Source organism: Pseudarthrobacter sp. NCCP-2145 (genome assembly GCF_023708005.1).
GTDB classification, from domain to species: domain Bacteria; phylum Actinomycetota; class Actinomycetes; order Actinomycetales; family Micrococcaceae; genus Arthrobacter; species Arthrobacter oxydans.
On sequence record NZ_BRCG01000026.1, the window covers coordinates 23,964 to 43,441 of the forward strand.

At 67.2% G+C, this 19,478-nt stretch carries 17 protein-coding genes; 8 read left to right on the forward strand and 9 right to left on the reverse strand.

Going from position 1 to position 19,478, the window contains the following annotated elements; all coding sequences use genetic code 11:
- Positions 1-121 precede the first annotated feature (121 nt).
- From NFU08_RS18405 to NFU08_RS18420, 4 genes are read right to left on the reverse strand one after another with little or no spacing between them, the layout of a single operon-like run.
- Positions 122-1,222 (reverse strand): polyprenyl synthetase family protein, encoded by a 1,101-nt coding sequence (locus tag NFU08_RS18405; RefSeq protein ID WP_174180120.1) that lies wholly within the window; start codon positions 1,220-1,222, stop codon positions 122-124.
- Positions 1,219-2,550, reverse strand: a complete 1,332-nt coding sequence (locus NFU08_RS18410; RefSeq protein ID WP_174180122.1) for a geranylgeranyl reductase family protein — start codon at positions 2,548-2,550, stop codon at positions 1,219-1,221. Before NFU08_RS18410 ends, NFU08_RS18405 begins: the two co-directional genes overlap by 4 nt.
- 3 nt (positions 2,551-2,553) lie before the next feature.
- Positions 2,554-3,330 (reverse strand): demethylmenaquinone methyltransferase, encoded by a 777-nt coding sequence (locus NFU08_RS18415; RefSeq protein WP_251425281.1) that lies wholly within the window; start codon positions 3,328-3,330, stop codon positions 2,554-2,556.
- A 20-nt stretch (positions 3,331-3,350) separates the two neighbouring features.
- Positions 3,351-4,163, reverse strand: a complete 813-nt coding sequence (locus NFU08_RS18420; RefSeq protein WP_251425184.1) for an alpha/beta fold hydrolase — start codon at positions 4,161-4,163, stop codon at positions 3,351-3,353.
- A gap of 87 nt (positions 4,164-4,250) precedes the next feature.
- On the opposite strand from NFU08_RS18420, the gene NFU08_RS18425 reads away from it, so the two are divergent.
- The 6 genes from NFU08_RS18425 to NFU08_RS18450 all read left to right on the forward strand — a co-directional run bounded on the left by NFU08_RS18425 (position 4,251) and on the right by NFU08_RS18450 (position 10,679).
- The gene (locus NFU08_RS18425) at positions 4,251-5,654 is read left to right on the forward strand and encodes an isochorismate synthase MenF (RefSeq protein ID WP_251425187.1); all 1,404 of its coding nucleotides are present in this window, start codon (positions 4,251-4,253) and stop codon (positions 5,652-5,654) included.
- A 166-nt stretch (positions 5,655-5,820) separates the two neighbouring features.
- Positions 5,821-6,621, forward strand: a complete 801-nt coding sequence (locus NFU08_RS18430; RefSeq protein WP_174180129.1) for an ABC transporter substrate-binding protein — start codon at positions 5,821-5,823, stop codon at positions 6,619-6,621.
- A gap of 150 nt (positions 6,622-6,771) precedes the next feature.
- The gene (locus NFU08_RS18435) at positions 6,772-7,563 is read left to right on the forward strand and encodes an amino acid ABC transporter permease (protein ID WP_251425190.1); all 792 of its coding nucleotides are present in this window, start codon (positions 6,772-6,774) and stop codon (positions 7,561-7,563) included.
- 12 nt (positions 7,564-7,575) lie between these two features.
- Complete coding sequence (locus NFU08_RS18440) at positions 7,576-8,376, forward strand: amino acid ABC transporter ATP-binding protein (RefSeq protein WP_251425193.1); 801 nt, start codon at positions 7,576-7,578, stop codon at positions 8,374-8,376.
- A 243-nt stretch (positions 8,377-8,619) separates the two neighbouring features.
- Entirely contained in the window at positions 8,620-9,834 is a 1,215-nt protein-coding gene (locus NFU08_RS18445) for an aminotransferase class I/II-fold pyridoxal phosphate-dependent enzyme (RefSeq protein WP_251425196.1), read from the forward strand.
- Positions 9,831-10,679 carry a VOC family protein gene (locus tag NFU08_RS18450; protein WP_251425199.1) on the forward strand — a complete coding sequence of 283 codons (849 nt, stop codon included), beginning with the start codon at positions 9,831-9,833 and terminating at the stop codon, positions 10,677-10,679. Before NFU08_RS18445 ends, NFU08_RS18450 begins: the two co-directional genes overlap by 4 nt.
- Positions 10,680-10,698: 19 nt before the next feature.
- Here NFU08_RS18450 and menD read toward each other — a convergent pair whose 3' ends face one another.
- From menD to NFU08_RS18465, 3 genes are all read right to left on the reverse strand, one after another.
- On the reverse strand, positions 10,699-12,387 hold the full coding sequence (gene menD, locus NFU08_RS18455) for a 2-succinyl-5-enolpyruvyl-6-hydroxy-3-cyclohexene-1-carboxylic-acid synthase (RefSeq protein WP_251425284.1): 1,689 nt from the start codon (positions 12,385-12,387) through the stop codon (positions 10,699-10,701).
- A 458-nt stretch (positions 12,388-12,845) separates the two neighbouring features.
- Positions 12,846-14,915, reverse strand: a complete 2,070-nt coding sequence (locus NFU08_RS18460; RefSeq protein ID WP_251425202.1) for a PhoX family phosphatase — start codon at positions 14,913-14,915, stop codon at positions 12,846-12,848.
- 220 nt (positions 14,916-15,135) lie between these two features.
- Positions 15,136-16,137: an o-succinylbenzoate synthase gene (locus NFU08_RS18465; protein ID WP_251425205.1), complete on the reverse strand. Its 1,002-nt coding sequence runs from the start codon at positions 16,135-16,137 to the stop codon at positions 15,136-15,138.
- A gap of 183 nt (positions 16,138-16,320) precedes the next feature.
- Between NFU08_RS18465 and NFU08_RS18470 the strand changes: the two genes are divergently transcribed.
- Positions 16,321-17,226, forward strand: coding sequence for a phosphatase PAP2 family protein (locus NFU08_RS18470; protein WP_174180145.1), 906 nt, complete (start codon positions 16,321-16,323; stop codon positions 17,224-17,226).
- Positions 17,227-17,560: 334 nt separating this feature from the next.
- On the opposite strand, the gene NFU08_RS18475 is transcribed toward NFU08_RS18470, so the two are convergent.
- Both NFU08_RS18475 and NFU08_RS18480 read right to left on the reverse strand, forming a co-directional pair.
- Entirely contained in the window at positions 17,561-18,253 is a 693-nt protein-coding gene (locus tag NFU08_RS18475) for a class I SAM-dependent methyltransferase (RefSeq protein ID WP_251425208.1), read from the reverse strand.
- A 5-nt stretch (positions 18,254-18,258) separates the two neighbouring features.
- Positions 18,259-18,702, reverse strand: a complete 444-nt coding sequence (locus tag NFU08_RS18480; protein ID WP_251425211.1) for a DUF302 domain-containing protein — start codon at positions 18,700-18,702, stop codon at positions 18,259-18,261.
- Positions 18,703-18,993: 291 nt separating this feature from the next.
- Between NFU08_RS18480 and NFU08_RS18485 the strand changes: the two genes are divergently transcribed.
- Complete coding sequence (locus NFU08_RS18485; RefSeq protein WP_251425214.1) at positions 18,994-19,467, forward strand: hypothetical protein; 474 nt, start codon at positions 18,994-18,996, stop codon at positions 19,465-19,467.
- Positions 19,468-19,478: the final 11 nt, after the last annotated feature.

The following is a 19,478-nucleotide window of genomic DNA, read 5'->3' on the forward strand; positions in this document are numbered from 1 at the left end:
AACGTATGACTCGTATCGTTGCTGCGGACCGGGGCTGTCCCGTTTAAACAATCGTTGCTCCATTGCCGCACACGCGGCGAAGCCCGGCCCCGTCATGGAGCCGGGCCTCACAGCGGTTGAGTCAGCTGGCGCGGTCCACCACAGCCAGTGCGAAGCTGGACAGCGAATCCTTGACCACACCTTCGGGCAGCGGAGCGAGCGCCTCGATAGCCTCGTCGGCCCAGCGGCGTGCCACCACCCAGGATTCGGCCGTGACGGGATGCTCGCGCAGGCCGGCGACAGCCGCAGCGAGGGCTTCGTCCGAGGACAGGTCGCCGTCAATCAGGGTCAAAAGGTCGACGGCGGACTGGTCACCATCAGCGGCCGCCTTGCGCAGCAGCAGCACCGGCAGGGTGGGAACCCCTTCACGCAGGTCCGTTCCGGGCGACTTGCCGGACTTCACCTTCACTCCGGTCACGTCAATGACGTCGTCGGCCAGCTGGAACGCGACGCCCACCTTTTCTCCGTACTCCACCAGGATGTCCTCGAACGCCTCGTCGGCGCCGGAGAAGATGGCACCAAACTGGCCCGAAGCAGCCACCAGCGAGCCGGTCTTGTCCGCGATCACTGACAGGTAGTGCTCCACCGGATCCTCGTCGGGGCGGGGCCCCACGGTTTCGTGCAGCTGGCCCAGGCAGAGCCGCTCAAAGGTGCGGGCCTGGATACCCAGCGCACGCCCCCCAAGCTCGGACACCAGAATTGAGGCGCGGGCGAAAATCAGGTCGCCGGTGAGGACCGCCACGGAGTTGCCCCAGACCTCGTGGGCGGTGGGTGCACCGCGGCGGAACGGGGCCGAGTCCATGACGTCATCGTGATAAAGCGTTGCGAGGTGCGTCAGTTCCACCACGACGGCGGCCTGCACCACGGCGGGCAGCGACGCGTCGCCAAGGTGTGCACAGAGCAGGGTCAGCAGCGGCCGGATGCGCTTGCCGCCGGCTTCCACCAGGTGGCGCGACGTGGCGTCAGCGAGCGGATCCGAGTTGGCGATGGCTTCGCGGAGCTTCTTCTCCACCCGGGCCAGGTTGTTGGTGATGGCCGGCCCCAGTTCGGCATCTCCGGCGATGGCCGCAAAACCCGCGGGCAGCTGCAGGCCCGTTGCGATGGCGGTGGTATTGAGGCTGGGTTCGGAGTCCGGCAGGCCGTGTCCGGCGTGCGTCCAGCTGTGGTCTGCGGGGTTGGTCACGGGTTAACCCTAACTTTTTGTTGCGGATACCGCTGATTCGAGGCCGCCAGCGTATTGGATGTGGCCGGAACCAGCGATTCCAGGACACGGATCACCCGGTCCTCAAAGCCCTTCGCGGACGGGTCCGTGAGGTTGGCCAGGAGACGGACCACGAACCGCATCAGCACCGGGATGGGCATGCCGGTGCGGAGTGCGAGCTTCATGACCGCAGGCTTCCCGATCAGCACGGCAAACGCCCGGCCAAGGGTGAAGTGGGAGCCCCACTGTTGGCGCACATAGTCCGCGTACCGCGCAAGATGCGCATCGGCGTCGTACGTTCCGCCGGCCGCCGCTGAGCGGGAGGAGGCGTCGATGATGAACTCGGCAGCGAACCGCGCGGACTCCATGGCGTAGGAGATGCCCTCGCCGTTGAACGGGGAAACCATTCCGCCGGCATCGCCCAGCAGCAGGAGGCCCGGCGAGTAGTGCGGCGTGCGGTTGAAGCCCATGGGCAGCGCCGCGCCGCGGATCTCGCCCACCTGGTTATCCGGCGTGAAGCCCCATTCGGCGGGCATGCCGGCGGTCCATTCGCGCAGGACCTGCTTGTAGTCGAGCTTGCCGAATTCCTTTGAGGAGTTCAGGATGCCCAAACCCACGTTGGAGGTGCCGTCACCCACGCCGAACACCCAGCCGTAGCCGGGGAGCAGTTTGCCGTCCCGGCCGGGGAGCTCCAGCCAGCCTTCCATCCAGTCATCGTCCGTGCGGGGCGAGGTGAAATAGGTGCGGACGGCGACGCCAAGCGGGCGGTCGTCGCGTTTATGCATGCCGAGGGACACGGCGGTGCGCGTGGAGTTGCCGTCGGCGGCGAGGACGACGTCGGCGCTGAACTCGCGCGTCTCCCCCGTCTTGCGTCCCGACTCGTCGAGGAGCGCTGCGCGGACCCCGGTGACGCGGCCGTCGTCGTTGCGGATGGCCTCGGTGACGCTGTGCCGCTCAAGGATGGCGGCACCCGCGGATTCGGCGTGCCGGGCCAGTTCCTCGTCGAAGCCAAGCCGGGTGCGGATCAGCCCGTACTGGGGAAAGTCGGACACCTCGGGCCAGGGCAGTTCGATGGTGCGCCCGCCGGCAATCAGGCGCAGGCCCTTGTTGCGGCGCCAGCCGTCGTTCTCCGGATGCGGCAGGCCGAGCTTCTGGATCTCGCGGACTGCCCGGGGAGTGAGCCCATCGCCGCACACTTTTTCGCGCGGGAAGCTCGTTTTTTCCAGGACGGTAACGTCCAGCCCGGCCCTGGCAAGGTAGTACGCGGCGGTGGACCCGGCGGGGCCGGCGCCGACAATCAGTACTTTCACAGGTCAGCGGACGATGTTGCGGCGCAGCTTGGCCACGGGGCCCTTGTGCGCGGCGATGGCGGCAGCGGCGCTGTCCGGCGTAGATTCTTCGGCTTTGAACGCGCGGTGCACGGCCACGATTCCGCCGGTGAGGTTGCGGTAGGTGACCTTTTCCCAGCCGGATTCCTGCAGCCAGGCGGCAAGGTGGTCCTGGTCCGGCCACGCGCGGATGGACTCGGCGAGGTAGACGTAGGCGTCGGGGTTGGAGGCAACCTTGGTGGCAATGGCAGGCAGGGCCCGCATGAGGTATTCGGTGTACATGGTCCGCCAGAGCGGAACCACGGGCTGCGAGAACTCCGCAATAACCAGCCGGCCGCCGGGCTTGGTGACGCGGAGCATCTCCTGCAGTGCTTTTTTGGGCTCGTTGACGTTCCGCAGGCCGAAGGAGATGGTGGTGGCGTCGAAGGAGTTGTCGGCGAACGGCAGGTTGGTGGCATCGCCGGCAACAAAGTTGATGTCCGGGCGGCGGCGCTTGCCCACCTTGAGCATTCCGAGGGAGAAGTCGCAGGCCACCACGTCGATGCCCGCATCGGCATACGGTTCGCTGGAGGTGCCGGTGCCCGCTGCCAGGTCCAGGACACGCTGGCCCTTGCTGGCCTCCATGGCATCCACCACAACCTTGCGCCAGCGGCGCGTCTGCCACAGGGACAGGACGTCATTGACGACGTCGTATTTCGGTGCGACGTCGTCAAACATCGTGGCTACTTCGTCCGGACGCTTATCCAAGGATGCTCGGTTCACCATGTCATTGTCTCAAATGTTCAGGAGCCTCCCGACCAGCCACGGCTCGGGGCCAGGAACGCCCTGGTGTCGGCTGCCACCTGCTCCGGGCACTCCCACAGGATCAGGTGGCCTGTTCCGGAATACACCTTCAGGACCGAACCGGGGATGCGGCCGGCGAGGACCTCCTCATCGCGGCGGGGCAAAAACTCGTCATCCTCCCCCCACAGGATCAGGGCGGGGACGCCGATGGGTCCGGCATCAGTGGGCGGGACGGCCTGGTACAGCCCTTCGAGTGCAGTCCGCCACACGTGCGCCGGCATCCTCATGCCGTCCCGGACACGGTCCTCCACGAACCACGCGGGAACCTGCCGGTGGAAGGTGAACCACTTCAGGGATTGCCGGACCCACCCCTCATCCAGGGGATCCCGCAGCGACTCCACTTCGTCCGCAAAGGCCGGCCTGCCGGCAAGGTTCAGGGGCGAGCCCACCAGCACCAGTGCACTCACCCGTCCTGGATGGGCGACGGCAACCTGCTGCGCGACGTACCCGCCGCTTGAGGAACCCAGGATGGCCGCGGACTCCAGGCCCAGCGCGTCGAGGATCGCCTCGACGTCCCTGGCCTGATCGGTGAGTGAATAGCCGCCGCGGGGTTTGTCGGCTTCGCCGTGCCCCCGCAGGTCGGGCGCAAGGATCTGCAAGCCCTCCAGCAGGGGTATCAGGCGGTCAAAGCTGCGCCGCGATTCCCCCCAGGCGTGCAGAAGCAGCAACGGCTGCGCGGACGGATCACCCTGTACCAGGCACGGGACCGCAATGCCGGTGCTGAGGCTGAGCCGGCGGACCTCCGAGTCCATACGCTGAGGCTACGCCGGACCTGCCGGCGGCGGTACCTCCAGGGTGCTCACGGGCCAGTGCACGCGCGGGAGTAGTGTTGTCTCATCATGACGAGCACGTTCCGCACCCTCACAGTCCCCCTGGATGGAAATGATTTCCCCGGGGGGCTTCCTGCGTTTTTGGTCCGGGACGATGTCCTCTGCTGGACCCGGAGGGAAGCCGGGCTGGCCGGCTTCGGCGAGATTGCACGCTTCACGGCCACCGGCCCCGAGCGGTTCCTGGAGGCAGACATCTGGTGGCGGCACCTTGTCCTTGAGGCCGACGTTGCCGATTCCGTTAAGCTCCCCGGCACGGGACCCGTGGCCTTCGGCTCCTTCGCCTTTTCCAAGACTTCCGCCCACGAGTCCCGGCTGATCGTGCCGGAGATCGCGGTGGGCGTGCGGGACGGGCAGGTCTGGCTGACCCAGCTGACGTTCGACGACGGCCCCCTCACCGGGGACACCGCCCGCGCCGCACTGGACCGCTGGCTGAGGAGCGCTGCGGCTCCTGCGGCAATCCCCCCAGGAAGCACGACGGCGGCACCGGACCCTGCCGGGGACGGCACCCTGAACGCCGTGGCCACGAAGGGGGGCGGCGCCGTCGTACGCCCCCTCCCCCTCGCCGCCGGGGCAACCCTGCATACCGGCTCGCTGAGCGAGGAAGCCTGGATGGCGGCCGTGGAAGCGGGCGTCGCCGAGATCCGGACCGGCGCGCTGGAGAAACTGGTGCTGGCACGGGATGTGGTGGCGACTATTCCATCCGGCGTACATGCCGCAGACGTACTGCGCGAGCTTGCCGCGCGCTACCGGGAGTGCTGGACGTACGGGGTGGACGGGCTGGTGGGGGCCACGCCGGAGATGCTGATCCAGGTGGAAGGCCGCACCGCCCAGGCGCGCGTGCTTGCGGGAACGCTGGACCGCCGGGACGCCCACGGCGAGGACGGCCTCCCGATGGACTACGCCACCCGGGTGCTGGCCGGCTCGGAAAAGCAGCGACACGAGCACGAGATCGCCATCCAGTCCCTGACCACCCAGCTGGCGCCGTTCTCGGAGGCGATGAATGCGCACGACGAGCCGTTCATCCTGGAACTCCCGAACGTGTGGCACCTGGCTTCGGACGTCAAGGCGGAGCTGGCCGAAATCGAGGGCCACGTGCCCACCTGCCTGGCGCTCATCAACGCCCTGCACCCCACGGCCGCCGTCTGCGGAACCCCCACCCAAGTTGCCGGGGCCCTGATCCGGAAGCTGGAACACCTGGACCGGGGGCCGTATGCAGGCCCCGTCGGCTGGCTGGACGCAGCGGGCAACGGCGAGTGGGGCATCGCACTGCGGGGAGCGGTCATCGAATCCCCGGACACCGTCCGGCTGTATGCCGGCTGCGGAATAGTCGACGGCTCCCAGCCCGAGGCCGAGCTCGCGGAAACCTGGGCCAAGTTCCGCCCGATGCTGGAGTCCCTGGGCATCAGCAGCTAGGCAGTCCGGTATAGGAGACATGTTGTGCCCGTGCGGGCTTGCTTTCCCCTGTGATTTAGTTATCCAATAGTGAAACTTAGTTTCCTGTGATGCACATCTCATAATCGGCGCTACACTATGAACCGATTTAGTACCGCATACTCCCCGCAACAAAAGGTAAGAAAACATGCAGCTCAAGTCCCTGGCCACGGCCAAAATGACCGCCAAGGCAGCAGCAGTCTTCGCCGTCGGCGCCCTCACCCTCACGGCGTGCGGCGGCAGTTCCACTCCGGCAGCCTCCGAAGGCGGCATCCAGCTCATCAACGCCGGCAAGCTCACGGTCTGCTCGGACATCCCCTACGAGCCGTTCGAGTTCGAGAAGGACGGCGAGACGGTCGGCTTCGACGTGGACATCGCCAAGGAGCTCGCCAAGGACTTCGGCGCCGAACTGAGCATCGTTGACAGCTCCTTCGAAGCGATCGAGACCGGCACTGCCCTGACCCAGTGCGACCTGGGCATCTCCTCGATCTCCATCACGGACACCCGCAAGTCCGTCATGGACTTCTCCGCCCCGTACCTCGACGACGACCTGGCCCTGGTGGCCAGCGAGGACTCCGGCATCACCGGCCTGGAGGACGCCAAGGGCAAGAAGGTCGGCGTGCAGCAGGCCACCACCGGCGCCGACTACGCCCAGGAGCAGGGCATCGACGCGCAGCAGTTCGAGGACACCGGCCTCCTGGTGCAGGCTCTTGAGGCCGGCACCATCGACGCCGCCCTGGGCAACCAGTCCGTCCTCGGCTACGCCATCAAGGACCAGCCCAAGTTCAAGAGTGTTGAGGACTTCGCAACCGGCGAGCAGCTGGGCATCTCCATCAAGAAGGGCAACACCGCAATGCTGGAGAAGGTCAACGGCACGCTTGAGCGCCTGACCGGGGACGGTTCCCTGGAGAAGTTCAAGACCACCTGGTTCGGCGAGACCGCCAAGTAGCCAGCAACCGCCAAGTAGTCGCCGTGCAGGCCTGGGGCTCCCCCGTCCCGGCCAAGCCACGGCCCTGAGAACTACGCAGCCGGGGCCCCGGACGAGCTGTACCGCAGTCCGTCCGGGGCCTCTGCCACGCACAACGAATGTGAGCAACCCATGGCAATGACCGCACGTCAGCGAGCCAGAGTAAGCCTGTACGTCCAGGCCGGAATCTTTGTGGTAGTTATCGCCGCACTGATCCTGGCCACCGACTGGGAGACCATCGGCAACAGCGTCTTCAACTTCGGCAAGATCGGGCCCATGTTCCCGGGCATCTTCGTCACCGGCCTGACGAACACCCTGATCTACACGTTCCTCGGCTTCATCGTCGGCCTCTCCGGCGGCCTGCTGCTGGCCCTGATGAAACTCTCCAGCTTCCCCCTGTACCGCTGGATCGCCTCCGGGTACATCGAGTTCTTCCGCGGCATCCCGGCGCTGCTGGTGTTCATCGCCTTCGGCTACGGCGTGCCCCTGGCCTTCGGCGTTTCCTGGAACATCACCGTGATCGTCATGGTTTCCCTGGGCATGGTGGCCTCGGCCTACATCGCCGAAACCCTCCGCGCAGGCCTGCAGGCCGTGCCCAAGGGCCAGCTGGAAGCCGCCCGCTCGCTGGGCATGCCCCAGTGGCGGGCCATGATCACCATCGTCATCCCCCAGGCCTTCAAGATCGTCCTGCCGCCCCTGACCAACGAGGTCATCCTGCTCACCAAGGACTCCTCGCTGATCTACGTCCTGGGCCTCACCGCCTCGCAGTACGAGCTCACCAAGTTCGGCCGCGACGGCATCTCCAGCCTCGGCGCGGGCCTTACGCCCCTTCTGGTGGCCGGCGCCTTCTACCTGGTGATCACCATCCCGCTGAGCTTCCTGGCCCGGAAGTTCGAAAGCCGCACCGCGCGGAACAATCGATAGGCAGGGAAGACCATGAACGACGTCGTAAATTCCTCCGGCAGCACCAGCACCATCCACGCCGCCGGCGTGGCCATCAAGGACCTGCGCAAGTCCTACGGTTCCAACGAGGTCCTCAAGGGCATCAGCCTGGACGTGGCGCCCGGTGAAGTGGTGTGCCTGATCGGACCGTCCGGCTCCGGCAAGTCCACCCTGCTGCGCTGCGTCAACCTGCTGGAGCAGCCCAACGAGGGCAGCATCCACGTGGGCGGCTTCGAGGCCACGGACCCCGATGTGGACATCGACAAGATGCGCCGCAAGGTGGGCATGGTGTTCCAGCAGTTCAACCTGTTCCCGCACCTGGACGCCAAGCGCAACTGCTCCATCGCCCAGACCAAGGTCCTCAAGCGTTCGCAGGCCGAGGCGGACAAGGTGTCCATGCACAACCTGGAACGTGTGGGGCTAGGACACCTCGCGGACCGGTTCCCGGACCAGCTCTCCGGCGGCCAGCAGCAGCGCGTGGCCATCGCCCGCGCGCTCAGCATGGACCCCGAGCTGATGCTCTTCGACGAGCCCACCTCCGCGCTTGACCCCGAGACCGTGGGTGATGTCCTCTCCGTTATGCGGAACCTCGCCAAGGAGGGCATGACCATGCTGGTAGTCACCCACGAGATGGGCTTCGCCCGCGAAGTGGCGGACCGTGTGGTGTTCATGGATGGCGGCGTTGTGGTGGAGGAAGGCGCGGCCGAGCAGGTCATCTCCTCCCCCACGCAGGCCCGCACCAAAGAGTTCCTGCGCCGCGTCCTGGATCCGACGCACATCGACATCGAGGAGTAGGGCCTCTTCGCTTTCACAGTCCCCGGCGCTACGGATTCTCCGCCGCGCCGGGGATTTTGTGCGTCATGGGGCAATCTGCGCCTCGCTTTTGAAGGAGGCGTACGACGGCGGCAGGCGCCTCCTGTGCAAGCATTTACTTCCGCGGTGGCTGGGCACACAATAGGTCCCATCACAGCCCTGGCTCAGCAGCGCGCTGCCCGTCCGGCCGCCGTCCCGCGCGGTGGCGCACCCAGGAGCGCAGAGATGAATTTCCAGGCCCCACCACCGCAGGCGGCAGTATCCGAACGCGCCGCGCGGCTGGCATCAGTACCCTCGTTCCAGCGGGTTGACTCCTTCATCCGGCGGTACCTCAACGGGGGACAGGACCAGCGCACCGTCTGCGACTTCACGTTCGGCAACCCCCACCAGATGCCGCCGGACCGCTACGTCACCACTTTGCGGGATGCCCTGGTTCCCCGTGATGACCAGTGGTTTGCCTACAAAACCAACGTCGGGACGGCGCAGGAAGCGGCCGCGCAATCCCTTGAACGGCTGCTGGACGTGCCCTTCAGGACCGAGGACATCTTCCTTACCACCGGGGGGTTCGCCGCGATCGCGCTGGCGCTCAAGACCGTGGCGGACCCCGGCGACGAGGTAATCTACAGCCTGCCGCCGTGGTTCCTGTACGAGCCGCTGATCCTCGAAGCCGGCCTGGTACCGGTGAAGGTAAAGGTCCACACAGCCACGTTCGACCTGGACCTCGCCGCAATCGACGCGGCCATCACGGAGCGGACGCGGGTTGTGATCGTCAATTCGCCCAACAACCCCACCGGACGGATCTATCCCCCGGAGCTGCTGATCCGGCTCGCCGGCCTGCTGGAAACCGCGTCTGCAAGGATTGGACGGCGCATCTACCTCATCTCGGACGAGGCCTACAACCGCATTGTGTTCGACGGCGCGCGGTTCCACAGCCCGGCGGAGCACTACCCGTACACGCTGCTGGCGTACTCCTATGGCAAGACCCACCTTTCCCCCGGCCAGCGGGTGGGGTATCTGGCCCTGCCGCCGTCCATGCCGCGCCAGGAGGAGATGGCGCCGGCCATCAGCGGCCTGCAGGTGGCGATGGGCTGGGTCTACCCCAATGCCCTGCTGCAGCACGCGTTACCCGAGCTGGAGAAGTTCTCCATCGACGTCGGCCAGCTGGAGCGGCGCAGGGACCGCCTGGTGGACGCGCTCGGCAGTATGGGCTACCGCATGGTGCCGCCTGAGGGCACGTTCTACCTGTTCGTCAGTACCCCCGGCCCGGACGATGACGCCTTTACCGAGTCCCTCGCCCGCCGCGGCGTCTTCGTTTTCCCGGGCACGCTGTTCGAGACGCCCGGGTTCTTCCGGATTTCCCTCACAGCCAACGAGGACATGATCGAGCGGAGCCTGCCCACCTTCGAAGCAGCCATCAAGGAAAGCAGGAAAGGAACATGAACGGACGGACGTACCCTCCGGGGGTGCCGTGCTGGATCGACACAACCCAGCCTGACATCGACGCGGCAGCAAACTTCTATGCCGGACTCTTTGGCTGGACGTTCAGGGACGCAGCCCCGGGCGGCGGCGCGGACCGCTACCTGGTGGCCCAGCTGGACGGTGCGGACGTGGCAGGGATCGCCGGCGGCCGGGAAGATACAACGGCCTGGAGCACCTACATTGCCGTCGAGGACGCGGACGCCGCGGTGGACCGGCTGGTCGCTGCCGGTGCCGTGCTGAGGGCACCGGCAACGGATGCGGGCGAGGACGGCCGCAGCGCGGCCCTGGCTGATCCGGAGGGCGTGGAATTCCGTCTCTGGCAGCCGAAGCGGCAGGGCGGGGCACAGTCTGTCAACCAGCCCGGGACCTGGAACTTCAGCGACCTCCATACACGCAGCCCCGAGGACGCCGTCGGCTTCTACCAGGGAGCGTTCGGCTGGCAGGTGGACAAGGTGGGCTTCGGGGCGGACGACGCCGGCTTCGGCATGATGGTCCGCTTGCCCGGGTATGGCGACCATCTTGAAGCGACCGTCGATCCGGAGATCAGGGCACGGCAGTCCGAGTTCGCGGCTCCGCCGGGCTTCGCGGACGCCGTCGCCTGGATCGTGCCCATTGGAGCCGGCCGGACGCCGCACTGGCATGTCACGTTCGCTGTCGCCGACCGGGACCGGACGGCCCTTGATGCCGAGCGTCTTGGCGGGCGGGTCCTGAGGCAAGCAGACACGTGGTGGACCCGCGAGGCCCTGATCCGGGACCCGGAGGGGGCGGTCTTCACCGCCAGCCAGTTCACTCCGCCAACAGGCTGACCCGCCAAGGCGCAGGGGCCTACTGCACCAGCACTCCCCCGACGGCGGCCGCCACAGCTTCCCTGATGCGTTTGTGGAGCTGCCGCAGAGAACGGCGGTCCGTGCGGACTTCAACAATGCTGCGCCCCTCGATCGGACGCGCGAGCGCCTCGGCGAGTGCCGCCGTCGTACTTACCGTGCAATGCCCGACGCCGTACGCTGCAGCGAGTGCCGCAATGTCCACGGAGTGCGGGGTGCCGAAAAGCCGTTCGACGGCGTCGCCGTAGGTTCCGGCCTCACGCACGGCCCCGTGTTCCAGCAGGTCGAAGATGGCCCCGCCGGCGTCGTTGAGGACGACTATCCGCAACGACGGCTGCTCCTCGCCGGAGCCGAGGAGCAGGCCGCCGACGTCGTGGAGGAAGGTGACGTCCCCCAGCAGGACTGTGGTGTCCTGCCGGCCGCCAATGGCGATGCCCGTGGCGGTGGAAATGGTGCCGTCGATCCCGGCGAGGCCGCGGTTGGCGTACACGGTGGCGGCGGGTTCCGGGGCGGGCAGGCCGGCGAGGTCCACGTCGCGGATGCCGTTGGACGAGCCCAGGAGGAGCTGCCCGCGGGCGTGCTTCCACACCAGCGAGCCCACTGCCGGACCACTCGCGGCACCCTCTGCGGAAAGTATTCCGTCCAGGGAATGCTGGGCAGCTGATCCCGTGAGCAGCCAGGTATCCAGCCATTCCGGGGTGCCGCGGCCGGCGAAGTCGGCCAGGTCGGCAAGGCTTTCCAGCGGCAGCTCGGTGCGGCGGCCGGGCTCGTACCAGGCCACCGGCACGGGCTGGTAGAGGGCAGCCTGGACATCGGCCCTGGCCAGAAGCGCGGCGACGGGGCGGGACAGGGTGGGCCGTCCGAGCAGGACCACGCGTTCAATCGGCATGCCCGAGCCGGGACCGAAGTGCTCCAGCAGCAGCCGGTAGGGACCAACCGCGTTGGGACCGAAGCGGGCGTTGGAGGACGGCTCGGCCAGCAGCGGCAGGCCATGGGCCCGGGCGAACGCCTCGGCGACGGGCCCGGCGTCGTGCCCGGCGAGCACGACGGTGCGCCGCTCAGGCAGGTCGGCTGACGCCGGCGGCAGGTTCATGATGAGCGGCTCGGTGCCGATCCGGTAGCGCCGCCGTTCGGCCGCGGGCTGCAGCCCCTCTCCCTTTGACGGCACCAGCGGATCGCGGAACGCGAGGTTCAGCTGGACGGGGCCGGGCGGCAGGTCGGGGAACGCACCGGTGGCGGCGGACAAGCCTGTCTGGATGGCGCGCCGGGGGTCGGTGCCGGCGGCGATGTCGACGGCGAAGCGCACCTGCTCGCCGAAGAGGTCAGCCTGGACGGTGGTCTGGTTGGCGCCGGTTCCGCGGAGTTCGTCGGGGCGGTCGGCGGACAGCACCACCAGGGGAACCGCAGCGTGGTTGGCCTCCATCACTGCGGGCATCAGGTTCCCGACGGCGGTCCCGGACGTTGTCAGCACGGCGGCGGGCGATCCTGTGGCCAGGGCCAGCCCCAGTGCCGTGAACCCGGCCGAGCGCTCGTCGATCCGGACCAGCAGGTCCACCCTGCCCTCGGCGGAAGCCTCGGCAAGGGCGTACGCCATGGGGGCCGACCGGGATCCCGGCGAGACCACCACGTGCTGCACGCCGCCGTCGACCAACACCCCAACAGCGATCCGCGCCGCCGCCAACGCACTCAGCCCAGCACCGGCGCCAGGTGTGGCGCCGGAAGCTGTGTCACGAGTGGTGTCCGGCCTGGCGCCAGGCGTCGTGTCGGGGTTGGCGCCAGGCGTGGTGTCCGGGTTGGCGCCAGGCGTGGTGTCCGGGTTGGCGCCAGGCGTGGTGTCCGGGTTGGCGCCAGGCGTGGTGTCCGGGTTGGCGCCAGGCGTGGTGTCCGGGGAAGGCTCGTTCAGCGAAGTCACCAAACCAGTCTGCCACCCCCGACGCTCTCTCACTTGATGTTGGTTTTACCGGAACGCTCTATCACCTGATGCGGGGTAAGCCGGAACGCTCTATCACCTGATGCGGGGTAGACCGGAACGCTCTATCACCTGCCGCCCAAAGCCGGACGACAAGGTGATATAGCGTTGGCCTAAAGGCAGCAGGGAGTGAGAGAGCGTTGGCGCAAAACCTGCGTTAAGTGAGAGAGCGTCGCAGGCTAGCCGCGGAACACCTGGATCACGGACGGACGCGGTGCGCGCGCCTGGCCGGGTGCCGGCGTCGTGCCTTCCGCGACGTAGTCCGGGAAGAAGGAAACCTGCGCGTCGAAGGTGCCGTCCTCGCCCGGGTGCTGCACGGCAACGAAGACCGAACGCTCCTCGTCGTGGATGATGGGGCCGCAGGTCTCGGCGTCGCGGGGAACGGCGAGGAACTGCTCCACCTTGCCGCGTTCTGCGCCGTCCAGGGTGACCTTGAACAGCCCGTCCGCGCGGCCGATGCCGGAGGGGGCGCCGTCCGTGGAGATCCAGAGGTTGCCCACGGAGTCGAAGGCCAGGTTGTCCGGGCAGGAGATGGGCGAGACCTTGTCCACCGGGAAGCCGGAGAAGTAGGTGACGTCACCCTGGGCCGGATCGCCGCAGACCATCAACAGGTTCCAGGCGAAGGTGGCGGAGGTCTGTCCGCCGGTTTCGGTGATCTCCACGATGTGGCCGTCGCGGTTCTGGTTGCGGGGATTGACCTCGGTGGCGCCCTCGTTGGACCCGACGCCGCGGTTGGAGTTGTTGGTGCAGGCCACGTAGACCTTGCCGGTGTGCAGGCTGGGCTCCACGTCCTCACAGCGGTCCATCTTGGTGGGACCTACCTTGTCGGCGGCAAGGCGGGTGTAGACCAGGACCTCCTCGACGGTCATGCCCGGAACAGCGGAAGCCCCGTCCACCACCAGCGGCAGCCACTCGCCGATGCCGTCGAAGGCGCCGTCGGCGGGCACGGCCCCGGTTCCGGTGATTTCAGCTGCCGGCGAGTTGCCCGTGAACTTGGCAACGTAGAGGCTGCCCGCGGACAGCAGTGTCATGTTGTGCTTGCGGTCACCCTCGCGGTACTTGTCCTTCGAGACGAACTTGTACAGGTAGTCGAAGCGCTCATCGTCGCCGGAGTAGGCGACCACGTGCCCGGACTCCGCGATGATCACGTTGGCGCCTTCGTGCTTGAAGCGGCCCAGCATGGAGTGCTTCTTCGGCGTGGACGTGGGGTCGAACGGGTCAACTTCCACGATCCAGCCGAAGCGGTTCGCCTCATTCTCGTAGCCGGGGTTGCGAGTGTCCCAGCGCGGCTCGTCCAGTTCCCACTGGCGGGCGGTGGGCTTGGACGTGATGCCGTAGCGCTTGTCGCCAGCGGAAGTGCCGTTGCCCACGAAGTAGCCCTGGAAGTTTTCTTCGCCGGACAGGATGGTGCCCCACGGGGTGGTGCCGCCGGCGCAGTTGCCCAGGGTGCCCTTGATGAACCGGCCTGCAGGGTCGTCAACAGTTTTGAGGAGCGACGAGCCGGCGGCCGGGCCGGTCAGTTCGTACACCGTTGTGTTCAGGAAGCGGCGGTTAAGCGGAGCACCCTTCACGTAGGTCCACGGCTTGTTCTTGTTCGTGCGCTCCAACTCCACCACGGACAGGCCGTGCGCGGCCGCCCCCACAGCGCGCATCTGGTCTGCCGGCATAGTGGCCGGGAACATGATGGCGTCGTTCGTGTACTCGTGGTTGGAGAACAGCACCGCGCGGCGGCCCTTGCTGCCCGGGATTTCCAGGATGTCCGTGTAGTCATTGTTGTAGCCGAACTGCTTTTCCTGCGCGGCGGCCGTCTGGTTGTGCAGGTCGAACTCGGGCGCGCCGTCGAAGATGGGGTCACCCCAGCGGATGACCGGTTGCCAGGTGAAGCCTTCCGGGACGGTCACGGCGTCCACGGCGGCATCGATCGACGGGATGGCCGTGAACTGCAGCTTGGACTTGCCGAAGCCTTCCTTCGCGGCCTTGGACAGGCCTGCGGCATGTGCGGATTCCGGGGAGGTTGCGGCGGATCCGAGGACGACGGCGAGCGCGCCGGCGGCGCCGAAGCCCAGGGCGGCGCGGCGGGACATTGTGGTGGAGACGATGTCACGGAAGTAGCTGTTGGAGCTGGTGTTGCAGACGTCGCCGGCGCAGGCGTTGTCGCACTTCAGCGCGCAGGTGACGGCGCTGCGCTTGCCCTTGGTATGGCCGAGCATCGGCAGCAGGGTGAACTTGCGGGCAGTCGTTTCAGACATGGGGGCCTTCCAAGGAATTTCTACGAGGTCCCGCCCACCCTGTCAGCCGGTTTCTACGCGCAGTAGTATGCCGGGTGAAGTTCCGGTTAACCGCACGTGACCTGCAGAAACGTGCCGGAGGGGTTCAGGAAAGGCCGTGTCATGTGAAAGAGGGTTTCAAAAAAACCCACATTAAGTGAGAGAGGGTCTCCGGAAAGCCTGCGTCAAGTGAGAGAGGGACTCAGGCGGCCAGGAGCGCGTGGACGCGGCGCAGCCGGGCCAGCCACCAGTCCCGGCGTTCCGCGGATGCCGCATACCGCTCAAGCAGCCCGGCGTCGGCGGCCGCATCGCGGAGGCGGATGGCGCCGTCGTCGGACACCAAAGGATCCGTGGTGATGTCCGATTCAAACAGGGACACCGTCCCCAGCCCGCATGCATACGGCAACTCGGGCAGGGCGGCAGCCAGGGCGAGGCCCGCGCGGATGCCCACGGAGGTGTCCAGCGCAGAGCTGACGACGGCGGGCAGCCCGGCCTGCGCCACGATGTCCAGCGCGCGCCGCACTCCCCCGAGCGGCGCCACCTTGACCACCAGGAGGTCGGCAGCCCCGGCCCGCGCCACGCGCAGGGGATCGGACTCCTTGCGGACGCTCTCGTCCGCAGCGATTAGCACGGGGGTGCCCGCGGCCTGCAGCTGCCGGCGGACCTCGGCCAGTCCGTCGATGGCGGGAACGGGCTGCTCGGCGTATTCAAGCCCGACGCCGGCAAGCCGGGTGAGTGCCTCCACCGCCCCGGGCACGTCCCAGCCCCCGTTGGCATCCACGCGGATGGCGGCGTCCGGCAGCGCGGCCCGCACGGCGGCAACCCGGGCGGTGTCGTCGTCGAGGGTGTGGCCGCGCTCCGCAACCTTGACCTTCACGGCGTCCACCCGGCCAAACCGCGCCAGTACCTCCGGCACCCGCGCGGCAGGCACGGCAGGAACGGTGGCGTTCACCGGGATAACGGAACGCAGCGCCGCGGGGAACCCCTCCCAGGCAGCCTCGATGGCGGCGGCAAGCCAGCGGGACGCCTCGGCGTCGCCGTACTCGGGAAACGGGCAGAACTCACCCCACCCGGCCGGGCCCCGCAGCAGCAGCGACTCCCGCTCCATGATGCCGCGGAACTTGACGCGCATGGGCAGGGACACCACGTGCGCTCCGGCCAGCAGTTCCTCGAGCGCGGGCACCTGGGGCGGGTCGGTTGGCATGGATTCAACTGTACAAGCGTCCGTAAATGCGTGACCTTTGGAGCCGTCCCGTCCCGGGTCCGCCGTCTTCACGCGGGTTCAGTTCCGGCACCAGGGCAAGAGTTACGCATTCCCGTCGCAGGGCGCGGTGGGCGAGGTCCAACGTGCGGCGGGATCCCAGCTTTCTGTGACACCCTTTAAGCGATGACTTTTCAACGGCAGGCAACGAGCAGGACCGCAGCCCGACCCGCAACGGGGTCGGGCTTCCTGTTCGTGCTGGCCACGCTTGCCTGTGTGTCCGGGCTGGTGGCCACCTACTACTACTTCGTCCAGACCACCACCGGCCAGTTCATCGACGAGTCCGCACTCGTGGAGGCCGTGGAGCTCCATGGGCCGGCCGGCAAGGCAACCACCAAGTTCCTGGATCTCTTGCCCACCGTCTCGCTGGTGATGGCCGCCGTCGTGGTCCTGTTCGTCACCGTGATCCGCAAGCACTGGGCAGAAGCGGGGATTGCGGTGGCAGCCTGCGTCGGCGCGAACATCGCCACGCAAGTACTGAAGGATCTTCTGCCGGCCCGCCCGGACAAGGGAGTGATCACGCTGGAGCTGAACTCGCTGCCCTCCGGCCACACCACGCTGGCGGCGTCGGCGGCGGCCGCGGTGTTCCTGATGGCTTCGCCCCGCTGGCGTCCGATGGCCGGATTCGTCGGCGGCACGTTTGCCATCGCGTCCGGGGTTTCCACGCTGATCAATCAGTGGCACCGGCCGGCAGACGTGGTGGCGGCGTTCCTGCTGGTGGGCGCGTTCATGATTCCTGCCGGCTGGCTCATCATCCGCCGCGGGTCGTGGAATGCGTGGGACGGGTTTGGCGGGCACATCGGTTCGGCCCGGATCTGGCTGACGCTTCCGGTTTTCATCGGACTGGCGTCGGCCGCGGTGGCCCTGTACTCGCTGGCGCGCATTGCCCCGAGCCCCTGGCAGGAGACCAGCACCACCCACTATTTCTGGGCAGGAATCTCACTGATTGTGATCGCAGGCTACCTGGCCACGGTTGCCACGACGTCCCTGTTCGCGTACGCCGCACGACGACGTGTCCCGGCAAGGCGCTGAGTCCCTGCAGGCCAGGGAAACCTTGACCGAACCTTGACGCATTACTGGTGAGTATTTTGATGGGCCCGGTGGATAGTAGTGGCTGTCAGGAGACGGGCAGCGGCAGCGCAGGCAGCAGGCCATCCAGCCGGATTGACCTCGCGGCCCATCACTCTCCTGGCGGCGTCTTGAAGTGGGCTCCGCCAGGTAACAACGGCCACTCGCCCGGCGCCTGGCAGCCGTGAGACGGTGAGCACGTCTGTCCCCCTGCAAGCGGACGTCGTGCTCCTCAAACATCCCGGCGCCGCCCTTCCCCCCAATGGCGGCGCCGGGATTTCCACCCTGTTTGCCGCAATCAGGCCCCGGCGGGTGGCCCGGGACTGACGGCCGTGCCCAGCACATGGGCCAGGACGGGCGACAACGGAAGGACGGCGAAATTGAAGCGCCGGCTGCCTACCGGAACAAAGCCAGCCTCCCCGATGGCCGCCACAGTGTCCCGGTTTGGATGGCATCCGCCGGCGAACCGCTGCCATGCAGGCGCCAACAGGTCCTCCACTGCCGCGAACAGCCGGTTGTCCGAGCGTACGTGCTCGTAGAAAGCAAGGATCCCCCCGGGACGCAGGACGCGCCGGATCTCGGCCAGCACGGGGGCCTGCTCGCTGACGCTGCACCGAACCAGGCTGGACACAACGGCATCCACGCTGGCGTCGGCTGCGGGAATGTGTTCGGCAGCTCCGGCACGGACCGTGACAGGCACCGGAGCGGAGGCTGCTTTGGCGGCGGCGATGCTCCTGAGGTCGTCGTCCGGCTCGATGGCCAGCACACAAGTAACGGCCGGCGGGTACAGCGCGAAGGCGGAACCGTCCCCGGCGCCGATTTCGACGACGGACCCATGCAGTCCGGCGAGCAGCTCACGGCGGTGTTCGGTAGCGCCGCGGCGGTTCATCTCCTCAACCGCCCGGGCGTAGGCCCGGGCGAAGCGCGGGTGCTGCAGTTCCGCCGGCCCATGCTCCCCCGAAGGGCCGCCGGCCTGGCCGCCGCCGGTCACGCGTCTCAGCTCCCCGGGCCGGCGCTGCCGCCGGGGCTGACGCTGCCATTCAGGCGGGCGAGGGCCGCGCGGAGACGCGTGTCGGCGTCGTCCGCTACGTCCTTGACCGCCGGATTGTCGCTGAGCTGCACCATGGTCTGCGGATCGATCGCCTGGATGGTGGTTTCACTGGCGTCGGTGCTGCGGCGGACCACAACGTTGCAGGGCAGCAGGGCACCCATGTCCGGCTCGGCTGCGAGGGCACGGCTGGCCAGGTTGGGGTTGCAGGCGCCGAGGATGATGTAGTCGCCAAGGGATGCGGCCGCCTCTGGCCCCAGCTTGGCTTCAAAGGTGGCCCGGACGTTGATCTCCGAAAGAATGCCGAAACCCTGCTCGGCCAGGGCGTCCTTGGTCTGCTGCAGCGCCTCGTCCCAGGCAAGCGGAACGGTGATGGTGTGCGTGTAGCTCATGGTGCCTCCTCAGGCAGTTGCTCCTGCTGGTGGGTACCTCGCCATCGTATACCCCCGGGGGTGTTATGGCTACGGAGTTCTTCGCGGTCAGTGGATCGTCGCATCCGGCGGGCAGCCCTCCACAAGCAATTGGCAGGCCCTTGACCTGCGGAAACGTCGGAACTCTTGACTTAAAATTGAGGAATTACTCGGGTGTAAGTTGATGAATCCCCGCGAAGGTATTCCTATCGGAGCCGCTCAGGGCTCACAAGGTCTCTGCGTACACCGCACAAATTCTTCAAGGGGATTCACATGGCCAAGGTTGCTGGACGTAAGAAGCGCATCATCGGAACCACGGTGGCACTGGTAGCCATCGGCGGCGGCGCCGCCTTCGCATACTGGACTGCCGCTGGAACCGGGAGTGCCACCACAAATGCTGACACGTCAAAAAACTTCACCATCACCAGCAAAATCACGGGGGAACCACTCTCCCCTGGCGGCCCGATCCAGACCGTTGAGTATACGGTGACGAACCCGGGCACAGGCGTCCAGAAGCTCTCAAACGTTGTTGTTACTATCGCCGACGACAACAACAGCGCCTGGACACCCACCTCCGGCTGCTCCGCGGCGGATTTCCAGATCGTGTCTCCCACTTTCACTCCCGTCGAAATTGCCCCCAATGGCGGCACCACAACAGGAACAGTAACGCTGCAGATGATCAACCGGGATACCAACCAGGACGGCTGCAAGAACGCCTCAGTCCCCCTGTACTTCTCGGCAAGCTGAAGAGGGCAGGG